Origin of the sequence: Pseudomonas sp. DC1.2 (assembly GCF_034351645.1) — a bacterium.
GTDB lineage: Bacteria > Pseudomonadota > Gammaproteobacteria > Pseudomonadales > Pseudomonadaceae > Aquipseudomonas.
In genome coordinates this window covers 2,466,577-2,484,176 of record NZ_CP133782.1, presented here as the reverse complement: position 1 = coordinate 2,484,176, position 17,600 = coordinate 2,466,577, and the positions used below count along the sequence as shown (strand labels likewise).

16 protein-coding genes, 1 tRNA gene and 1 pseudogene are annotated in these 17,600 nt (G+C 57.7%); 9 read left to right on the top strand and 9 right to left on the bottom strand.

The window, feature by feature from the left end:
- The first annotated feature begins 54 nt into the window (after positions 1 to 54).
- Positions 55 to 2,427: a tetratricopeptide repeat protein gene (locus tag RHM68_RS11390; RefSeq protein ID WP_322222985.1), complete on the top strand. Its 2,373-nt coding sequence runs from the start codon at positions 55 to 57 to the stop codon at positions 2,425 to 2,427.
- A gap of 78 nt (positions 2,428 to 2,505) precedes the next feature.
- Here RHM68_RS11390 and RHM68_RS11385 read toward each other — a convergent pair whose 3' ends face one another.
- The 3 genes from RHM68_RS11385 to RHM68_RS11375 form a co-directional block, all read right to left on the bottom strand.
- The gene (locus RHM68_RS11385) at positions 2,506 to 3,480 is read right to left on the bottom strand and encodes a hypothetical protein (protein WP_322222983.1); all 975 of its coding nucleotides are present in this window, start codon (positions 3,478 to 3,480) and stop codon (positions 2,506 to 2,508) included.
- A gap of 171 nt (positions 3,481 to 3,651) precedes the next feature.
- Positions 3,652 to 4,146, bottom strand: a complete 495-nt coding sequence (locus RHM68_RS11380) for a DUF934 domain-containing protein (RefSeq protein WP_322222981.1) — start codon at positions 4,144 to 4,146, stop codon at positions 3,652 to 3,654.
- Positions 4,143 to 5,816: a nitrite/sulfite reductase gene (locus RHM68_RS11375; protein ID WP_322222979.1), complete on the bottom strand. Its 1,674-nt coding sequence runs from the start codon at positions 5,814 to 5,816 to the stop codon at positions 4,143 to 4,145. Before RHM68_RS11375 ends, RHM68_RS11380 begins: the two co-directional genes overlap by 4 nt.
- Before the next feature lie 322 nt (positions 5,817 to 6,138).
- Here RHM68_RS11375 and ccoN point away from each other — a divergent pair, with 322 nt between their 5' ends.
- Positions 6,139 to 7,566 (top strand): cytochrome-c oxidase, cbb3-type subunit I, encoded by a 1,428-nt coding sequence (gene ccoN / locus RHM68_RS11370; RefSeq protein WP_322222977.1) that lies wholly within the window; start codon positions 6,139 to 6,141, stop codon positions 7,564 to 7,566.
- A 15-nt stretch (positions 7,567 to 7,581) separates the two neighbouring features.
- On the top strand, positions 7,582 to 7,803 hold the full coding sequence (locus RHM68_RS11365; RefSeq protein WP_322222975.1) for a cbb3-type cytochrome c oxidase subunit 3: 222 nt from the start codon (positions 7,582 to 7,584) through the stop codon (positions 7,801 to 7,803).
- A 92-nt stretch (positions 7,804 to 7,895) separates the two neighbouring features.
- Here the strand turns inward: RHM68_RS11365 and RHM68_RS11360 are convergent, their stop codons facing one another.
- Both RHM68_RS11360 and RHM68_RS11355 read right to left on the bottom strand, forming a co-directional pair.
- Positions 7,896 to 8,390, bottom strand: a complete 495-nt coding sequence (locus tag RHM68_RS11360) for a hypothetical protein (RefSeq protein ID WP_322222973.1) — start codon at positions 8,388 to 8,390, stop codon at positions 7,896 to 7,898.
- Between the two features lie 169 nt (positions 8,391 to 8,559).
- Positions 8,560 to 9,081 carry a GNAT family N-acetyltransferase gene (locus RHM68_RS11355; RefSeq protein ID WP_322222971.1) on the bottom strand — a complete coding sequence of 174 codons (522 nt, stop codon included), beginning with the start codon at positions 9,079 to 9,081 and terminating at the stop codon, positions 8,560 to 8,562.
- A gap of 279 nt (positions 9,082 to 9,360) precedes the next feature.
- Here RHM68_RS11355 and RHM68_RS11350 point away from each other — a divergent pair, with 279 nt between their 5' ends.
- Both RHM68_RS11350 and RHM68_RS11345 read left to right on the top strand, forming a co-directional pair.
- A complete protein-coding gene (locus RHM68_RS11350) occupies positions 9,361 to 10,986 on the top strand; it encodes an NADP-dependent glyceraldehyde-3-phosphate dehydrogenase (RefSeq protein ID WP_322222970.1) in 1,626 nt (541 codons plus the stop codon).
- Between the two features lie 38 nt (positions 10,987 to 11,024).
- Complete coding sequence (locus RHM68_RS11345) at positions 11,025 to 12,062, top strand: FUSC family protein (protein WP_322222968.1); 1,038 nt, start codon at positions 11,025 to 11,027, stop codon at positions 12,060 to 12,062.
- Positions 12,063 to 12,069: 7 nt separating this feature from the next.
- Here the strand turns inward: RHM68_RS11345 and RHM68_RS11340 are convergent, their stop codons facing one another.
- A complete protein-coding gene (locus RHM68_RS11340) occupies positions 12,070 to 12,963 on the bottom strand; it encodes a DMT family transporter (RefSeq protein ID WP_322222965.1) in 894 nt (297 codons plus the stop codon).
- 135 nt (positions 12,964 to 13,098) lie between these two features.
- On the opposite strand from RHM68_RS11340, the gene RHM68_RS11335 reads away from it, so the two are divergent.
- Complete coding sequence (locus RHM68_RS11335) at positions 13,099 to 13,536, top strand: Lrp/AsnC family transcriptional regulator (protein WP_322222963.1); 438 nt, start codon at positions 13,099 to 13,101, stop codon at positions 13,534 to 13,536.
- Between the two features lie 56 nt (positions 13,537 to 13,592).
- Entirely contained in the window at positions 13,593 to 13,922 is a 330-nt protein-coding gene (locus tag RHM68_RS11330; RefSeq protein WP_322222961.1) for a YceK/YidQ family lipoprotein, read from the top strand.
- A gap of 126 nt (positions 13,923 to 14,048) precedes the next feature.
- Here the strand turns inward: RHM68_RS11330 and RHM68_RS11325 are convergent, their stop codons facing one another.
- A complete protein-coding gene (locus RHM68_RS11325) occupies positions 14,049 to 14,720 on the bottom strand; it encodes a Bax inhibitor-1/YccA family protein (protein WP_322222959.1) in 672 nt (223 codons plus the stop codon).
- 91 nt (positions 14,721 to 14,811) lie between these two features.
- On the opposite strand from RHM68_RS11325, the gene RHM68_RS11320 reads away from it, so the two are divergent.
- Positions 14,812 to 16,028 (top strand): IS3 family transposase gene (locus tag RHM68_RS11320; RefSeq protein WP_322216042.1). Its coding sequence is split into 2 segments (ribosomal slippage): positions 14,812 to 15,157 and positions 15,157 to 16,028, totalling 1,218 coding nucleotides; the frame shifts between segments, so codons are not numbered across the junction.
- A gap of 143 nt (positions 16,029 to 16,171) precedes the next feature.
- Positions 16,172 to 16,262, top strand: a tRNA-Ser gene (locus RHM68_RS11315).
- A 78-nt stretch (positions 16,263 to 16,340) separates the two neighbouring features.
- Here the strand turns inward: RHM68_RS11315 and RHM68_RS26685 are convergent.
- Positions 16,341 to 16,640 (bottom strand): annotated as a pseudogene (locus tag RHM68_RS26685) (transposase).
- 240 nt (positions 16,641 to 16,880) lie between these two features.
- Positions 16,881 to 17,576 carry a tRNA (adenine(22)-N(1))-methyltransferase gene (locus tag RHM68_RS11305; RefSeq protein ID WP_322222957.1) on the bottom strand — a complete coding sequence of 232 codons (696 nt, stop codon included), beginning with the start codon at positions 17,574 to 17,576 and terminating at the stop codon, positions 16,881 to 16,883.
- Between the last annotated feature and the right edge of the window lie 24 nt (positions 17,577 to 17,600).

Here is a 17,600-nt window from a genome sequence, read left to right as displayed (position 1 = left end):
CCAGCAGGTGATCGCGCCTTTTCGCGCCAACGCACATGGACGATGGAAGTCGCAATGCCGAAGCCTGAAAACAAGAGTAAGCAACCCAAACCTGATTCGTCAGCGCGGCTGATTTCCCGCTACCTTTTTCCCACTACCATCGGCCTGTTGCTGTTGGCTGTGGTAGGGATCGTCTGGTTTTTATTGAGCAGTCAACCCGGCCCCGTGGCCTATACCGTTCTGAGCACACCGGTTACTCAAGTGGTAAAGCCACCACCAGTGGCGGCTTTTTCGCCTCCGCCCTCGGCGCAGATGGTCGACGAAAAACAATGCCAAGGCTGCCACACCGAGCAGGTCAAGGATTGGCAAGGCTCACATCATCAATTAGCGATGCAACCGGCCAGCGCCGACACGATGCTCGGTGACTTCAACCACGTCACCTTCAAGGCCGAAAAAGAAACCACGGTGTTCTCGCGCAAGGGTGACGATTTTTGGGTCAACGCGCCGGGGATCGACGGTAAGAATGCCGACTTCAAGGTTGCCTACACCTTCGGCATCGCACCGCTTCAGCAATACCTGATCGAGGTCGGCGAAGGTCGCCTGCAAGCATTGGGCGTGGCATGGGATACCGAGAAGCATCGCTGGTTTCATCTTTATACGGGCCAGGGGGTCAACTTCAAGAATCCGCTGCACTGGAGCAAGCCAAGCCAGAACGCCAACTTCATGTGTGTCGAGTGCCATGCCACCGGCTATAAGCGCAATTTCGACGCGGCAAAAAACACCTTTGAAAGTCACTGGAACAGCCTCGGTGTCGGCTGCCAGGCGTGCCACGGCCCCGCGTCAAAACACTTGGAATGGACGGCGAAGAAAACCGACCTGATTCACGCCGGTTTTGCCGTCGATCTCAAGGACAAAAACGCCACGGTCGAAATCGAAACCTGCGCCCGTTGTCACTCCCGCCGCGCGCCGTTGGGCGATGGCTACACCGTGGGCAAACGGCTGATGGATGATTACTTGCCAAGCACCCTGACCCGCGAGCTGTATGCGCTGGATGGCAAGATCAAGGATGAAGTGTTTGAACACGGTTCCTTTGCTCAAAGCAAAATGTTCGACAAGGGCGTGCGTTGCAGCAACTGCCACAACCCCCACAGCACCGAACTCAAGGCGCCGGGCAACGGTGTGTGCTTGCAATGCCACAACACCGCTGGCAAGACTGCTGTGGAAGGCGTCGACGGCAAGGGCCTGCAAGCGAAAAACTACGACTCCATCGAACACACCCGGCACACCATGGGCCAGCCGGGCTCGCAGTGCGTGGATTGCCATATGCCGGGCAAGTTCTACATGGGCAACGACTTCCGGCATGACCACAGCTTCAGCATTCCCAACCCTGAACGTGCGTCAAGACTCGGAACACCGGATGCGTGCCTGACGTGCCACCAAGGCAAGACTGGAGACCAGGTCACCGAGCAGTTCCAGCTCTGGAACACCGCTTCGGCATCCGCTGTTCAGGCACCGCGTTATGACGAAAGCCTGTGGCTGATTCGCAACGGTCAACCTGGCGCGGCGCAAGCGTTGTACGAGCAGTTGCAGCGCAGTAATCTGCCGGCAATTGAACGGGCGACCTTGCTGGCCGAGTTGCCGCTGTACCCGAGCGAACAAGCGCTGAAACTGGCGACTCAGGACTTGAGTAACCCCGCGCCGCAGGTGCGTGAGAGCGCGGTGCGGGCGATCAGTGCGTTCCTGCCGTCACCGGAGCGCGCGCCGTTGCTGATACCGCTGCTTGGCGATCCGGTGAAGGCAGTACGGATTGTCGCCGCCCGGGACTTGCTGAACGTGGCACGCAATGGTTTGGGCAGTGCTCAGACCCACTGGAACGCGGCGATTGCCGAGTACGAGGACGTGCAAAAAAGCCTGGCGGAACGGGCCGAAGCCAACCTCAATCTGGCGATGCTCTATCAGGGCAGCGCACGCACGGCGCAAGTCGAGCCCCTGCTGCGCTCAGCGCTGAAACGTGACCCGGACTTCTACCCGGCGCTCGTAACGCTGGTGCAATGGCTGGAAGCCAATGGCCGCGGGGCGCAGGCGCAAGCGCTGCTGGAGCAGCGCGTCAACGAGCATCCGGACGCCGCACTGTTGTTGCACACCCAGGGCTTGTCGCTGGTCCGTGCTGGTAAAACCGCGCAAGCGATGCCGCTGCTGCACAAAGCCGCCGCACTCGAACCTCAAAGCGCGCAGTACGGCTACGTATTAGCGGTAGCGTTGCATGACCGCGGGCAGATCGATGAGGCGTGCCAAGAGCTCGAAAGGTTGCTGAAAGTGCAGCCGGCCAACCGCAATGCACGCTTGTCGCTGATTCAGTACTACTTGGCAAACGGGCAGGAACCCAAGGCTCAGGTGTTATGGCAGGACTGGAAGAAGATTAACAGCGGCGATCCGGCGCTGAAGTGAACGGGGCTGATCGGCGGGCCTCCGTGGCGAGCGGGTTTGCCTCCGTCGCCACAGGTTATGTGTTGACCCGATACAGCGTCACCAGGATGACCCACTCTTGGCCGCCAATTCCCGCCGACTGTTGGCGCGCATCGCTTTGATCAGCGACACCGTGCCCACCAGCAAAATCACCGCACTAAAGAGGAAGTCGATGGTGTACAGCTGAAAATCCTGCAACGGCCCCACCAGCATCACCCTGATTGCGCCAATGCCCACCAGCGTGGCGAGAAAGTCGATGCCTGGCTCATCCCGATAAAACACGTGCATCAACGGCAGGCATACCACCAGCAGCAATAGCAAAACAATCAGTTTGAACGAGCCCTTTCGCTCAACGCTGAACGCGCATTCGTTAGTGGCGTAGGGTTTGTAATCCTCATCGCGGACCTGAGGGCTTTTCTCGTTGATGTACTCGACGCGGTTGTACTTCTGCATCGGCATGAAGGTGTTCGACATCTGCATTAGCGTGGTGATGTGGCGAAACCGCAGGTCAATGCGTTCAGTGCCCTTGAGGTAATACAGCACCGGTTTGTAGCCGTAGCGGTAAGTGTCGAACGGAAACTCGGCGGTCCGCCCCTGCACGCCGATGGGCCGCGATTCGAGTTCGGCGTAGGCACTTTTGTTGTCTGACGCAAGGTTGCGGCTCAGGGGCTTGATCCGGACCTGCTCAAGGAAAATCGGCGTGGCACCGTAGGACCATTGCAACGGCTCCAGGCGCAGGCGCAGGCGCAGTTCGTTGCGGCCCAGGTCATAGCGGTTGAAGGTGCGCTCGGACACGATGATCGAACCGCCGAGCATAAATTCGCCACGCAGGTTGTTGGTGATACGCAGGGTCAGTTGATCCTTGCCCAGCGACAGGGCATCCGCGACCGGTGGCGCACCGCACCAGGCTTCGTTATCGACCGCTGCGCCCAACTGCCCGCCACGGTTCTCCTGGAACACGTAGAAGTAACCACCCCACAAGATCGCCATCAGCAACAACGCGGTCAATCCTAAAATTTTTTTGCCGAAACTCACAACGCCAGACTCCCTTCTTGGTTTATCCCACACAGCCGAAACTCGCTGAGTGCGCGGACTCTACCAAAATGCTGCAAGGGGCCCAAGTACTGCCCTCGGCGCGAAGGGGATCAACTACTCGAGCGTTGCGCCCGCCAATCTGAGGGGGTGCCCCAGGCTGCGTAGCGATTTTCAGCGCCGCCGGAACAGAGGCCTCGGCTCAATGGCCGAGCGCCCATACGTCACGCTCATTCCGGCTAACCCCTTAAGGGCGTCCTCGACGGATTTGTCTTCGCGCACGGCAAAGCTGTCGAATCCACATTGACGCATGTGGCTGAGTTGATCACGCAGTACATCGCCCACCGCCCGCAGTTCTCCCTGCCACCCCAATCGAGTGCGCAGCAAGTACGCTTGGCTGTACGCGCGCCCGTCACGAAAACTCGGGAAATCCAGGGCAATCAGCGGCAGCAACCTTAACCACGGCTTCAGGCTTTCGACTTCGTCATCCGGGCCGAGCCACACGGCGTCGCGGACGGGGTTATAGTCGATGCGCCGTATCAACCAGCCGGCCAATGGCACCATCAACGGCCCAGAAGGTAACGGCGCATCGAAGTCCCTGACCAGCGTCCATGGATCATCCACCACAATCCGCGCCACGCCCTCCTCCAGTCGCAGCAGATTGTTCATGCCGGGACCCCCAGCATTTTCGGGTAAACCCTTTCCTTAAACGGTTCCAGACCAATACGCGCGAGGGTATCAACGAACAGCTCTTCGCTCTCCCGGTAGCGGGCAAACGTGCTGATGATCCGCTCGATCACCGCAGGTATTTCAGCGGCGCTAAACGAGGGACCCATGACTTTGCCCAGCGTACTGTTTTTGCCTTGCGCGCCGCCGAGGGTGATCTGATACCACTCACTGCCGTTTTTATCGACACCGAGAATGCCAATGTTGCCGATGTGGTGATGCCCGCAGGCATTGATGCAACCGGAGATATTCAGGCTGATATCGCCCAGGTCGTGAAGGTAGTCCAGGTCTTCGAAACGGGCCTGAATCGCCTGGGCAATGGGGATTGATTTGGCGTTAGCCAAGGCACAGAAGTCACCACCTGGGCAGGCAATGATGTCTGTCAGCAACCCAACGTTGGCGCAGCCCAAGCCTTGTTCACAGGCCAGGCACCAGAGCGCGTAAAGATCGGCTTTGGGCACGTCTGGCAGCACGATGTTCTGCTCATGGGCGATACGAATTTCGCCAAAGCCGAACTGCTCGGACCATGCAGCCACCGCGTCCATCTGCTGGTCGGTCACATCGCCCGGCGGCGAAGCGCGGCCCGGCTTGGTCGAGAGCACCGCGCAGGCATAACCCGGCACCTTGTGCGGTTGCACGTTGCGCGCCACCCAGCGAGCGAATGCCGGATGCTCGGCCAAGTGCGTGCCGAAATCCAGGTCCGTCTCGGTCAACGGGCGGTAAGCCGGCAGGACGAAAGCACTGGCCACGCGCGCGTACTCGACGTCGGTCAACTGCGCAGGGCCGTCCTTGAGGTGCTGCCACTCCTCTTCCACTTCTTTGGAGAAGGCTTCGATGCCCAGCGCTTTCACCAGAATCTTGATACGCGCCTTGTACTTGTTGTCGCGCCGACCGTGTCGGTTATAGACCCGTAACACCGCCTCGACGTAGGACAACAGGTGCTGCCAGGGTAAGCCCTCGCGGATCTGTAAACCGAGGATCGGCGTTCGCCCCAATCCACCGCCAACGATCACCCGCAGCAGCATTTGCCCATCGGCAGCGGGATAAAGATAGAGGCCAATGTCATGCATCATGATCGCCGCACGGTCCTGTTTCGCCGAGCAGATGGCGATCTTGAATTTACGCGGCAAGAACAGGAATTCAGGATTGATGGTCGACCATTGCCGGAGGATTTCCGCCAGTGGACGCGGGTCAATCATTTCGTCTGCAGCGACCCCGGCAAAAGCTTCTGTGGTGATGTTGCGCACGCAGTTGCCAGAGGTCTGGATAGCGTGCATCTGCACCTGCGCCAGACGTTCGAGGATGTCCGGCACTTGGGCCAGTTCGATCCAGTTGAACTGCATGTTCTGCCGGGTAGTGAAGTGGCCGTAGCCGCGATCAAAATCTCGCGCAATGCTCGCCAGGGTACGCATCTGTTGGGCGCTCAGGGTGCCGTAAGGAATTGCGACGCGCAGCATGTAAGCGTGCTTTTGCAGGTACAGGCCATTTTGTAAGCGCAGGGGCAGAAACTCTTCTTCGCTCAACTCACCGGCCATATAGCGTGCGACCTGATCACGGAACTGCGCAACCCGTTCGAACACCAGCGCCCGGTCATACTCATCGTACTGATACATCTGACTACCTCATCGAGATTGATCGGGCTCTGCACTACCGAGGCAGGAGCGAGCCTGCTCGCCCCACAAGGACTTCAGTAGCTTTGACGCGCTATGTCCCGTTTTCGTGGTAGCGATGGTGAACCTGCGGCGCAGTAGGTTACAGGCCCACCTGAAATCTAAAAAACCGTATCAGAGGGCAGCAGACGGCAACAGGCATGACATTAATCTGATCCGCATAAATCAATTTTTCCTGAGTCTGTTTTGTTTATGTCAGGGTTTTTACAGTGCATGACATGTCAGACCGGGTGGCCTGGCAAGTCTTTGCATGGATGAACTGACCATGAGCACAGCAACAATCGGACAGTCCTATAACTACAAGGTCGTCCGCCAATTCATCGTGGCAACCGTGTTTTGGGGTGTCGTTGGCATGGCGATGGGCGTGTGGATCGCCTCGCAATTGGTGTGGCCGGAAATGAACCTGGACCTGCCGTGGACGACCTTCGGCCGTTTGCGCCCGTTGCACACCAGCTTGGTGATTTTCGGCTTCGCCGGCAGCGCGCAATTCGCCGCCAGCTACTACGCCGTGCAGCGTACCTGCCAAGTGCGGCTGTACTCAGACAGACTCGCGGCGTTCACCTTTTGGGGTTGGCAGTCGGTCATCGTGAGCATGTTGATCACCTTGCCGCTGGGCTACACCACCACCAAGGAGTACGCCGAGATCGAGTTCTGCGGCGCGGTCTGGATGACCGTGGTATGGGTCGCCTACGCCATCGTTTTTTTCACCACCGTGGTACGACGCAAGACACGGCACATCTACGTCGGCAACTGGTTCTTCGGCGCTTTCATCGTCGTGATCGCCATGCTCCACGTGGTCAATCACCTGTCGATTCCGGTGGACTGGTTCAAGTCCTATCCGGTGTATTCGGGGGCGACCGACGCCATGGTGCAGTGGTGGTATGGCCACAACGCGGTGGGGTTCTTCCTGACCACCGGATTCCTCGGAATGATGTATTACTTCGTGCCAAAACAGGTCGGTCGGCCGGTGTATTCCTATCGTTTGTCCATCGTGCATTTCTGGGCGCTGATCACTCTGTACATCTGGGCCGGTCCGCACCATTTGCACTACACGGCGCTGCCGGACTGGGCGCAGTCCCTCGGGATGGCAATGTCACTGATTCTGCTGGCGCCGAGTTGGGGCGGGATGATCAACGGCATGATGACGCTCTCGGGCGCCTGGCATAAATTACGCACCGACCCGATCCTGCGTTTTCTGGTGCTGTCCCTGGCCTTCTACGGCATGTCGACGTTTGAGGGGCCGATGATGGCGATCAAAACGGTTAACGCCCTCTCTCACTACACCGACTGGACCATCGGCCACGTGCATGCCGGCGCACTCGGCTGGGTGGCCATGATCACCTTCGGCGCGATCTATCACATGGTGCCGAAAGTCTTCGGTCGCGAGCAGATGTTCAGTACACCGCTGATCAACCTGCACTTCTGGCTGGCAACCATCGGCACGGTGCTGTACATCGCGTCGATGTGGGTCAACGGCATCACCCAGGGCCTGATGTGGCGGGCGATCAACGACGACGGCACGCTGACCTATTCCTTCGTTGAAGCCTTACAAGCCAGCCACCCTGGGTTTGTGGTTCGGTTCGCCGGCGGGGTGTTCTTTCTCAGCGGTATGCTGCTGATGGCTTACAACACGTGGCGCACCGTGCGGGTCGCGGAGGTGTCGATGGCTGAACGCGAAGCGCAGATTGCCTGAGACAAGGAGCTTGAGATGATCGAAATGATGCTGAATTTTCTCGGGGTCGTGGGGTTTTGGCTGGCGATCGAGTATTGCTTGAAACACCAGACCTGCGACAGCCTGGAAGACGCCAGCCTGATTCCGTTTGCTGATGATCCGGAAGTGGCCAAGCGGGTGGAGTTGGCGACGGGTAAGACCGTGAAGGCCGTGGCGCCGGAAGAAGTGAAGCAGGGATGGGGGAATTGGCAGGTTTAATACTTCTGATCGAGACGGGCGCCCTGTGGTAGCGAGCAGGCTCACTGCCACGGGGTTATTGACCTGTCACCAATAGCGCGCAGCCTAAGATTTCAACCGCGCTCGCGCGGAATCAGGCTCTGCAACTGCTGGGCCAGGAAGTTCGCATCGAAAGCGAACGTGTCAGGGTCTTTCAGGCCGTTGGTCTTGCGCCATTGCCATTGGCTGGAGGGCGGCAGGCACACCAGCGAAATGCTCCCGTAACGCGCGGCAGTCAAGCCCATTACCGCCAGGGAAATCTGACCGCCTGCCCCCAGCACGTCCGGGATGAACTCCACGGGTTTGCCGGCAATCACAAGGGTCATTTTCTCGGTCTTGAAGGTCGAGGTCTCTACCGCAACACTGGGACCGAATGCCACATAAGCTTCGCGACTGACTTCAAGCAGATTCGGCGCCTGGACCGGTTCCAGCCACAACTGGATCTGATCGAACAGCTCACCAATGCGCGTCGCCCACGAGGCCGATTGCGATTCAAACAATTGTTTCTTGTGCGCTTCGCTTTCTGCGTAGTGGCGAAGCATCTCACCCAGTTGCTGTACGTCGTCCATTGCAATGTTCCTTTGATTGAAGCGGTGCTGCGGACGTTGAGCATGGCAGATGCGCTCTGCCGACGTATGACTAAAAGCGTGAACGGTAATTGCCCCGGCGCGGTAAGCGGCGCTCAACACACCAAACTGCATGCGCAGGTGGTAGTGGCGTTTGCATTGGGCGATTGGCTCAACCGACCTTGAGCAGGCGGCGCAGGCGCGCCATGCTCAAGGCATCCACCAGTGAGCCGTCACGCACGGCGTAGTCGCGAAACAGGCCTTCAGGCTCGAAACCGAATTTTCGATACAAGCTGATCGCCGCTTCGTTGTCGCTGTACACCGAGAGCTCGACCCGTTGCAGATTCATCCAGTTGTCGGCGATCTCCAGCACCGTCTCCAGCAATTTCGACCCAACACCTTTGCCCTGCCACTCCCCCGCCACGCCCATGCCAAGGTTGCCAGCATGGCTGCGGCGAATCCGTGAGAATTGCTCCAGACCAATGTTGCCGATGACGATCCCCCGATGCAGCGCCACCAGTTGCACCACTCGCTCGTTCTCCGGCATCAGCCGCTTACGCCAGACATCGGTGGACTGAAATGGCATTTGCAGCACCTGACGAGTGATCGCAGGGTCGTTATAGAGTGCGGTAATGCCTTCGATGTGGGCCTCATCGAAACGCTGGACAGTGATGACGGGGGCGGTTTTGGGCATGGTAGTTCTTCCTTGAAGCGTACATGGCCTGTCACTGTAAACCGGGATTAGCCTGTAAGGCGAGATCCGTGCCGAAGCAGAACCTATCACGCACAGGTTTCCAGAGCGGTGCAAAGCGGTTTAGGCTCGATGCATAAGAAGAGCCACCCACCTCTCTGTTCTGCACGTCTGCGCTCCATAGCACTTAAAAAATCGAGTCGTAAAGGCGTATAACCGTTAAAGCGAATTCTGACCTGAAAACCGCCTGAGCATGGCTGACATCACCTACGGGGTAGCGACATGACCACAGCACACATCCTTGGCAATCTGTTTCCAGACGCGAGCGACATTCCAGAAAAATACCGACTCGACGGCAGGACCGAGCAACGCGAGTACCTGGTCGATGGTGAATTACGCACCTGGTCCGGCCCCCTCGCCGAAGTTCGCAGCCCGGTGTACCTGACTGGCGAAAATGGCGATGAACAAGTCATCCTCGGCAGCACACCGTTGCTCGACGCCGACACCGCACTGACCGCGCTGGACGCCGCCGTCAACGCCTACGATCGTGGCCAGGGCCTGTGGCCGACCATGCGTGTGGCCCAACGCATCCAACACGTCGAGGCCTTCCTCGGACGGATGCGTCAACAACGCGAAGCGGTGGTGAAACTGCTGATGTGGGAGATCGGCAAAAACCTTAAGGACTCGGAAAAGGAGTTTGATCGTACCTGCGATTACATCGTCGACACGATCAACGCGCTCAAGGAACTCGACCGCCGCTCCAGTCGTTTCGAATTGGAGCAGGACACCCTCGGCCAGATCCGCCGCGTTCCTTTGGGCGTGGCGTTGTGCATGGGCCCTTACAACTACCCTCTGAACGAAACGTTCACCACGCTCATTCCAGCACTGATCATGGGCAACACCGTGGTGTTCAAACCGGCCAAGCTTGGCGTGCTGCTGATTCGCCCGCTCCTTGAGGCCTTCCGCGACAGCTTTCCAAGCGGTGTAATCAACGTGATTTACGGCAGCGGCCGGGAAACCGTCAGCGCCTTGATGGCCAGCGGCAAGATCGATATCTTTGCCTTCATCGGCACCAATAAAGCTGCCAGCGACCTGAAGAAGCTCCACCCAAAACCTCACCGTTTGCGTGCAGCTCTGGGCCTCGATGCCAAGAACCCCGGCATCGTGTTGCCTGAAGTGGACCTGGACAACGCCGTCAGCGAAGCGCTTACCGGCGCCCTCTCGTTCAACGGCCAGCGTTGCACGGCGCTGAAAATCCTGTTCGTCCATGAAGATGTGGTCGATTCGTTCATCGAGAAATTCAACACCAAACTGGCGACCCTCAAACCTGGCATGCCGTGGGATAGCGGTGTGGCCCTGACGCCATTGCCAGAGGCGAGCAAGGTCGATTACTTGCATTCGTTAGTCGCGGATGCAGTGAGCAAGGGCGCCAAGGTGGTGAACCCCAACGGCGGCGAATCGCGCGCTTCGTTCTTCTACCCGGCAGTGCTGTACCCGGTAAATCCGCAGATGCGCGTCTATCAGGAAGAACAGTTCGGACCCGTGGTGCCAATCGTGCCTTACCGTCATTTGGACACGGTCATCGATTACGTCCTGGAGTCAGACTTCGGTCAGCAACTGAGTATCTTCGGCACCAATCCGGTGGCTGTGGGGCGGCTGGTGGATACGTTCGCCAACCAGGTCGGGCGCATCAACCTCAACGCCCAGTGCCAACGTGGCCCGGACACCTACCCTTTCAACGGCCGCAAGAACTCCGCCGAAGGCACATTGTCGGTACATGATGCGTTGCGGGTTTTTTCGATCCGGACCCTGGTGGCCACCAAGTTCCAGGACAACAACAAGGCGCTCATCAGCGAAATCATTCGTGGACGCGATTCGACGTTCCTGACAACGGACTACATTTTCTGAGGAAACCTGCTCTGAAAGCCAATCGACTGCCGCCATTGGTGCGCCGAGTACTACGTCCATTACTGGACCCGTACCGGCGCTACCGCCACGCCCGAGTCATCCATGCCGTGCGCGTCTCGCTGGGGTTATTAGCCACGATTCTACTGACCACCGGCATCAACCTTCCCCATGGCGAATGGGCTTCGGTGACCATGCTAGTAGTGATCGGCGGCTTGCAACATCACGGCAACATTGGCAAGAAAGCCGCCGAGCGTGCCATCGGCACCTTGATCGGGGCCGGTGTCGGCTTGTTGCTGGTCGCACAACAGGCCTGGCTCGGAATGCCTTGGCTGACTTATTTTGCGATGTCGGTTGTGTGCGGTTTTTTCTCGTATCACGCCATCGGCAAAGGAGGCTACACAGCCCTGCTGTCTGCCATTACCGTCTTCATCGTGGCGGGACATGGCGACAATCCAGTCACCGATGGATTATGGCGTGGGGTCGATATTCTGATCGGTATTGCCTTGGCTCTAGCGTTTTCTTTCGCACTGCCGCTGTACGCGGTGTATTCATGGCGCTACAATCTGGCGGATGCTTTACGCGACTGTGCTGCCATTTACGGACGAATCATTAACGGCCAACCGGTCACCGCGGATGAACACCTGAAACTCATGACCCGCCTCAACACGGTGATGATACAACTGCGCTCGCTGATGCCTTCTGTGTCCAAGGAAGTAAAAATATCCATGACCGAGCTTGATGCCATTCAGCGCAACCTGCGGATGTGTATCAGCACCCTGGAAATACTCGGCAACACCCGGCCGGATGCGAGTGACCACGACGCCATGGCTCATTTGCAATCGGCGTTGAAAGCCGAGCACCGGCAGATCCGGGTTCAATTGATCGGCATGGCCCGCGCCTTGAAGTCCGGAACATCGCAACGGCTCAGTCGGCCGGTAGAAATAGCAGACTCCAGTCTCGACACACCGGTCTATAGCACGCTGGACGGCTATCGCTTACTAACCCGACAATTGGCCGCCAACATCGGCGACATGCGCCAGCGCCTGGCCAAGACGGCCCCACGCTGGAATATCTGAGTTCGGTTTACTGCACAGCAGCCCGCCGCCACTTGAAAGTCCACCCCTGCTGCATACCGGCGGCGGCCAGTAGAATCGCCGCCACACCGATCCATTGCAGCGGCTGTAAGCGATGGCCGAAGGCAAACCAATCGACAAAAATCGCCGCAATCGGATAGATAAACGAGAGCGCGCCGGTCAGGGCCGTTGGCAATTTTTGAATGGCGCCGTACAGCAGTACGTACATCAAACCGGTATGCACGACGCCTAACGTAATCAGGCTGGCCCACGCACTTGATGCTTGGGGCAATGCCGAGAAATGTACAAAGGGCGCAAGCAACAGCACACCCGTGCAGACTTGGATTAGCGCGATCAGGTGCGGCGGCGTGCCGGCCAGGCGCTTGATGATCAACGCGGCAATCGCGTACAGAAAAGCCGCCGCCAGGGCCATGCCGACGCCGATCAAATAATCATTGCCCCCTTGTTCCTGATCGCCATGAGCGCTGACTATCGCCAGCATCCCGAGAAACGAAACACCTAGCCAGAGCAGCTTTTGCAGGGTGATTTTTTCGGCGAGAAACAGCGCGGCCAGCCCTACCAACATAAACGGCTGGACATTGTAGACCGCCGTGCTGATAGCAATCGACGCACGGGAATAAGACGCGAACAACAGCACCCAGTTACCGACAATCGCCAGGCCGCTCAGCGTTGCCAAAAGAAAAGTGGTGCGTGTAAGAATGCCACGGCGCAGGAAGCCAAACGCTGCGCAAATCAGCAACAACGTGCCAGCACCGAATACGCAGCGCCAGAACACCACATCCAGCACCGGCTCGCCGGACATCAGCACGAACCAGCCAATGGTCCCGGAAATCAGCATCGCGACGGTCATTTCAAATGACCCGCGACGGAGTGTTTTGTCCATTTTCAGACTCCTGTGTTTGGGCCCAAAGTATGCCAAGCCGTCGTAGACCTTCTCCAGCGCATAAAGAAGGCTAAACTCGGTTTCCACCTTCGTTATCAAGGCGTATTTGAGTAATCGCCTAAAAGGAGTTTTGCAATGACCGATGACATCGACCACGTGCTCATTACGGCTTTGATGGAGGACTCACGGCGTTCGCTCAAGACGCTGGCGCAAATTAGCGGCCTATCTTCACCCAGTGTTGCCGAGCGTCTTCGCCGCTTGGAAGAGCGCGGCGTGCTCAAAGGCTACACCGTTGTGATCGACCCTAAATGCTTCGGCTATCAACTCCAGGCCATCGTGCGCATCCGTCCCTTGCCGGGACAGCTGCAGGAAGTCGAACGGCAGATCCAGGCGATCCCCGAGTTCACCGAATGCGACAAGGTCACCGGCGACGACTGTTTTATCGCTCGCCTGCATGTAAGGTCGATGGAGCAACTGGACATCCTGCTCGACCGCCTCAACCTGCATGCCGAAACCAACACCGCAATCGTCAAAAAGACACCGGTCAAACGCCGCTTACCACCGATGAAATGAGTGATGTTCAGCATCAAACTCAGTAGATTGTGCTTTTGCAGCTAAGGATTAGCGCGATGAAAACTCAGGCAATGTTGTTGGCGGCACTGATGCTAGCCGGCTGTGGCACCGTACAGACAGTGGTGCGCAACGATGACGTCGCAGTGAAAAGCCTCAAGGAGAAGAAAAGTTACTGCGCTGCGGTTCCACGAATCTATAGCGGCGTGACCTATGATTTTTGCACGCTGCATGCGCCTCTGAAGGCAGGCATCGATCCTGAGAAGTACAACAACGGCACTATCTTTGTGTTGATCGACGTGGTTATTTCCGGAGCATTCGACACCCTGCTGTTGCCCTACACCCTCTATCGGCAGCAGGCGGATGGCAGCATCATCGTGACAGAGTAAGTTGCCGGCGGACGTTTCTCATCCGCAGTCCAGTCTCCGCGCTCCACATCCCTCCCACACTGAATTGCGCCCATTTTGGAGCGCAAAAAAACCCGCCGAAGCGGGTTTTTTACTCAAGGCTAGCGATTAGTCATCACGGCTCATGATGCCGAATATCTGCAACAGACTGATGAACAGGTTGTAGATCGATACATACAGGCTGATGGTAGCCATGATGTAGTTGCGCTCGCCGCCGTGAATGATGGCGCTGGTCTGGAACAGAATGCATACCGAAGAGAACAGCACGAAACCTGCGCTGATCGCCAGTTGCAGACCGCTGATTTTGAAGAACATGCCTGCCAACGTCGCGCCCAGCAGTACGAAGAAACCTGCGGTGATGAAGCCACCCAGGAAGCTCATGTCCTTACGGGTGATCAGCACATAAGCCGACAAACCACCAAACACCAGTGCGGTCATCGCGAAAGCCGAACTGACAACTTCAGCACCGCCCTGCATACCCAGATAGCGGTTGAGGATCGGGCCTAGCAGGAAACCCATGAAACCTGTCAGAGCGAAAGCCGAAACCAGGCCCCACGCGGAGTCACGTAGTTTGTTGGTTAGGAAGAAAAGGCCGTAAAAGCCGATCAGCACCACGAACACGTTCGGGTAACCGACACGCATCTGCTGAGAGACGAACGCCATCACACCGCTGAATGCGAGAGTGAGAGCGAGCAAGCCGTAAGTGTTGCGCAGGACGCGGCTAACCTCTAGCTGCTCAGCCTGCACGCTGTTATTAACTGCGTAATCCTGTTCGCGCATGGCGACTCTCCTGTTGGTTTGTGGACGAGCCCCCTGAAAGACAGGACACCGTTTCCCCCTTAACATAAGGGATAGGCAAACGACTGTGTATATGACTAATAGAAACGATAAGGGTGGGGAGCTTTTGGGTCAGGAGCGGCGTCGCCGCTGGAGCCCGGAGCAAAAACTGGCCATGGTTCGCGAGAGCCTGCAACCGGGGCAAAGCGTCTCGGTGGTGGCTCGACAGAATGGCGTGAATGCCAACCAGTTGTTTCAGTGGCGCAAGCTCTATCAGAGCGGCAGTCTCTCGGCTGTCAGTGCTGGGGAGAGCGTGGTGCCCGCTTCCGAGCTGGCCGATGCGCTCAAGCAGATCCGCGAGCTACAGCGCATGCTTGGCAAGAAAACCATGCAGGTCGAGATCCTTCAGGAAGCTGTGGAGATTGCTCGGTCGCGAAAATGGATTGCGCACTCACCCTTGTTGCCGGGGGACGACCAGTGAAGCTGATCAGTGAAAGTCTCGGTGTAGCGCGCTCGCAATTGACGGTTCGACTCAACCCAAATGCTCAGGTCGAGCGGCGTCGCCCTGCGCTGGACGATGCCGCACTGGTCGAAGAAATTCAGGCTGAAGTGAGTGAACTGCCCAGCTACGGGTACCGCCGTGTGTGGGGGTTGCTGCGTCGTCGGCGTGAAAAGCAGAGTCAGGCGCCGATCAACGTCAAGCGGGTTTATCGCGTCATGCGCGATCATCAGTTGCTGCTGGAGCGACGGATTAAACAACCGGGTGTGGCACGCCGTCACGAAGGCCGAATTGCCGTGGCCACCAGCGATACCCGGTGGTGCTCGGACGGGTTTGAGTTTCGCTGTGATGATAACGCCAAGCTGAGCGTGACCTTTGCCCTGGACTGCTGCGACCGCGAAGCCATCGGTTGGGTGGCCAGCCCGACCGGGTACAGCGGCGACGATATCCGTGATCTGATGCTGGAGGCGGTGGAAAAACGCTTCGGTGAAGAGGCGCCTGCCACCCCGGTGCAATGGCTGAGCGACAATGGCTCGGCCTACATCGCTGAACAGACACGCCAGTTTGCCCGACAGATCGGTTTGCAACCGGTGACCACACCGGTGCGTAGCCCGCAGAGCAACGGCATGGCCGAGAGCTTCGTCAAAACGATGAAACGCGACTACGTCGCGCACATGCCCAAACCTGACCGGGAAACAGCCTTGCGTAACCTGACGATTGCCTTTGAGCATTACAACGAGGAGCATCCGCACAGCGCGCTGAAATACCGTTCACCACGGGAGTTTAGGCGTTTGGCAGCGGCATCAATTTAACGGGGTGCAGGTGTCCGGTTTGATAGGGGCCAGTCCAGTTTGAAACGTTCAGTCGCGAGATCATAACAGACGCTCTGTAACAAGCCATGCAGAGAGTTTGACAGTGTGTTTCATTCAGGTATTATGGCGCCCGCAACGCAACCGGGGAATTGGCAGAGTGGTTGAATGCACCGGTCTTGAAAACCGGCGAACGTTAATAGCGTTCCCAGGGTTCGAATCCCTGGTTCCCCGCCACTGATTCAGTAAAATTAAGGGCTTAGGCTAAAACCTAAGCCTTTTTTTTGTCTGCCAAGCCATGGTGGGCTGTAGTGATCAAATGATCCCGGACACGACGTTAAGTTTTCTAGGACTGAGCGAGTAGCCGTCCGTTATTGAATTGGCGTGGCTGAATCCAGTTGTAGCGATGCATCAGATAATGACTCATGCTCCCTGCGACTCATGGGCCGTCATTGAGCCCATGGCCGGCATCCACTCAGTTTGCAAACTTCGGAACACCCGTTCCTTGACACCGAGTGAACGGCTGCCTTCGATGCCGCCGTAGTTTTGCTTGAGTACGAGATCGACCGCCTCGCGTTTTAATTCAGCGGAAAATACACGGCGCTGTTTGGTCATCTGACACCTCGATCTGGCAAGCACTCTCGCCAAAATGGGTGTCCCACCTCATTAGACCACCACAGGTTTTGTCCAGAAAGTACCTGTGCTTCGATCATGCTCCGCTGAAAACAGACTCTGCATGAATCCAATCGGATGGCTAAATCACAATCCGTACAATTGGGCACGACTCGAGCCAGTCCTCGATTTTTTTCGCCTGATTATCGCACCGTGATTTTTCCTAAAAACCCAAGGCCCGAATCAAGTCAGCAGTTCGGTGATCCAGCGGGTCTGCCGGGCGATGTCTTGCACTTTCTCGTCAGGCACGGCTTGTCGCGCCAGGGCGAAGTTGGTCAGGGTCTGCTGTTTCAGGCGCAGCAAGCGCTGCCATTTGCGCAGGAACGCTGGACTGCGTGCCTGCACCTGAAGCGGGCCAAAGTACAACTCTTGGGGGCTATACATGACCGGCCCGGTGCGCTCGGCGACAATGATTTCGTAATCGAAGCGGTTTTCCCGCAGCACTTCCTCGAAAATGATGCGGTAGCCATTTTCCATCAACCATTGGCGCAGCGGCTGCTCGCCGCCGTTAGGCTGAAGGATCAGGCGTTCCTGGCCACTCAGGCGCGCCTTCCCGCTGTCGAGAATGTCGCGAATGGTCTCGCCGCCCATACCGCAGATGCTGATCGCCGTGATCCCATCCGCCGGTTCGATCGCCGCGAGGCCATCGGCAAGGCGCACGGTGATCCGCTGATCCATGCCGTTCTCACGCACGGTGCGTTCGGCGGAGCGCAAAGGCGTCAACGCCACCTCGCCGACCACCGCTGCACTGAGGGTGCCACGGCGCATTAACACCACCGGCAAGTAGCCGTGATCCGAGCCAATATCGGCAAGGCGCGCCCCGGCTGGCATATACGCCGCCACGCGCTCCAAACGCATGGACAAAGTTTGTTCGTTCAACTGCTGTTCCTTTTAACCACGAAT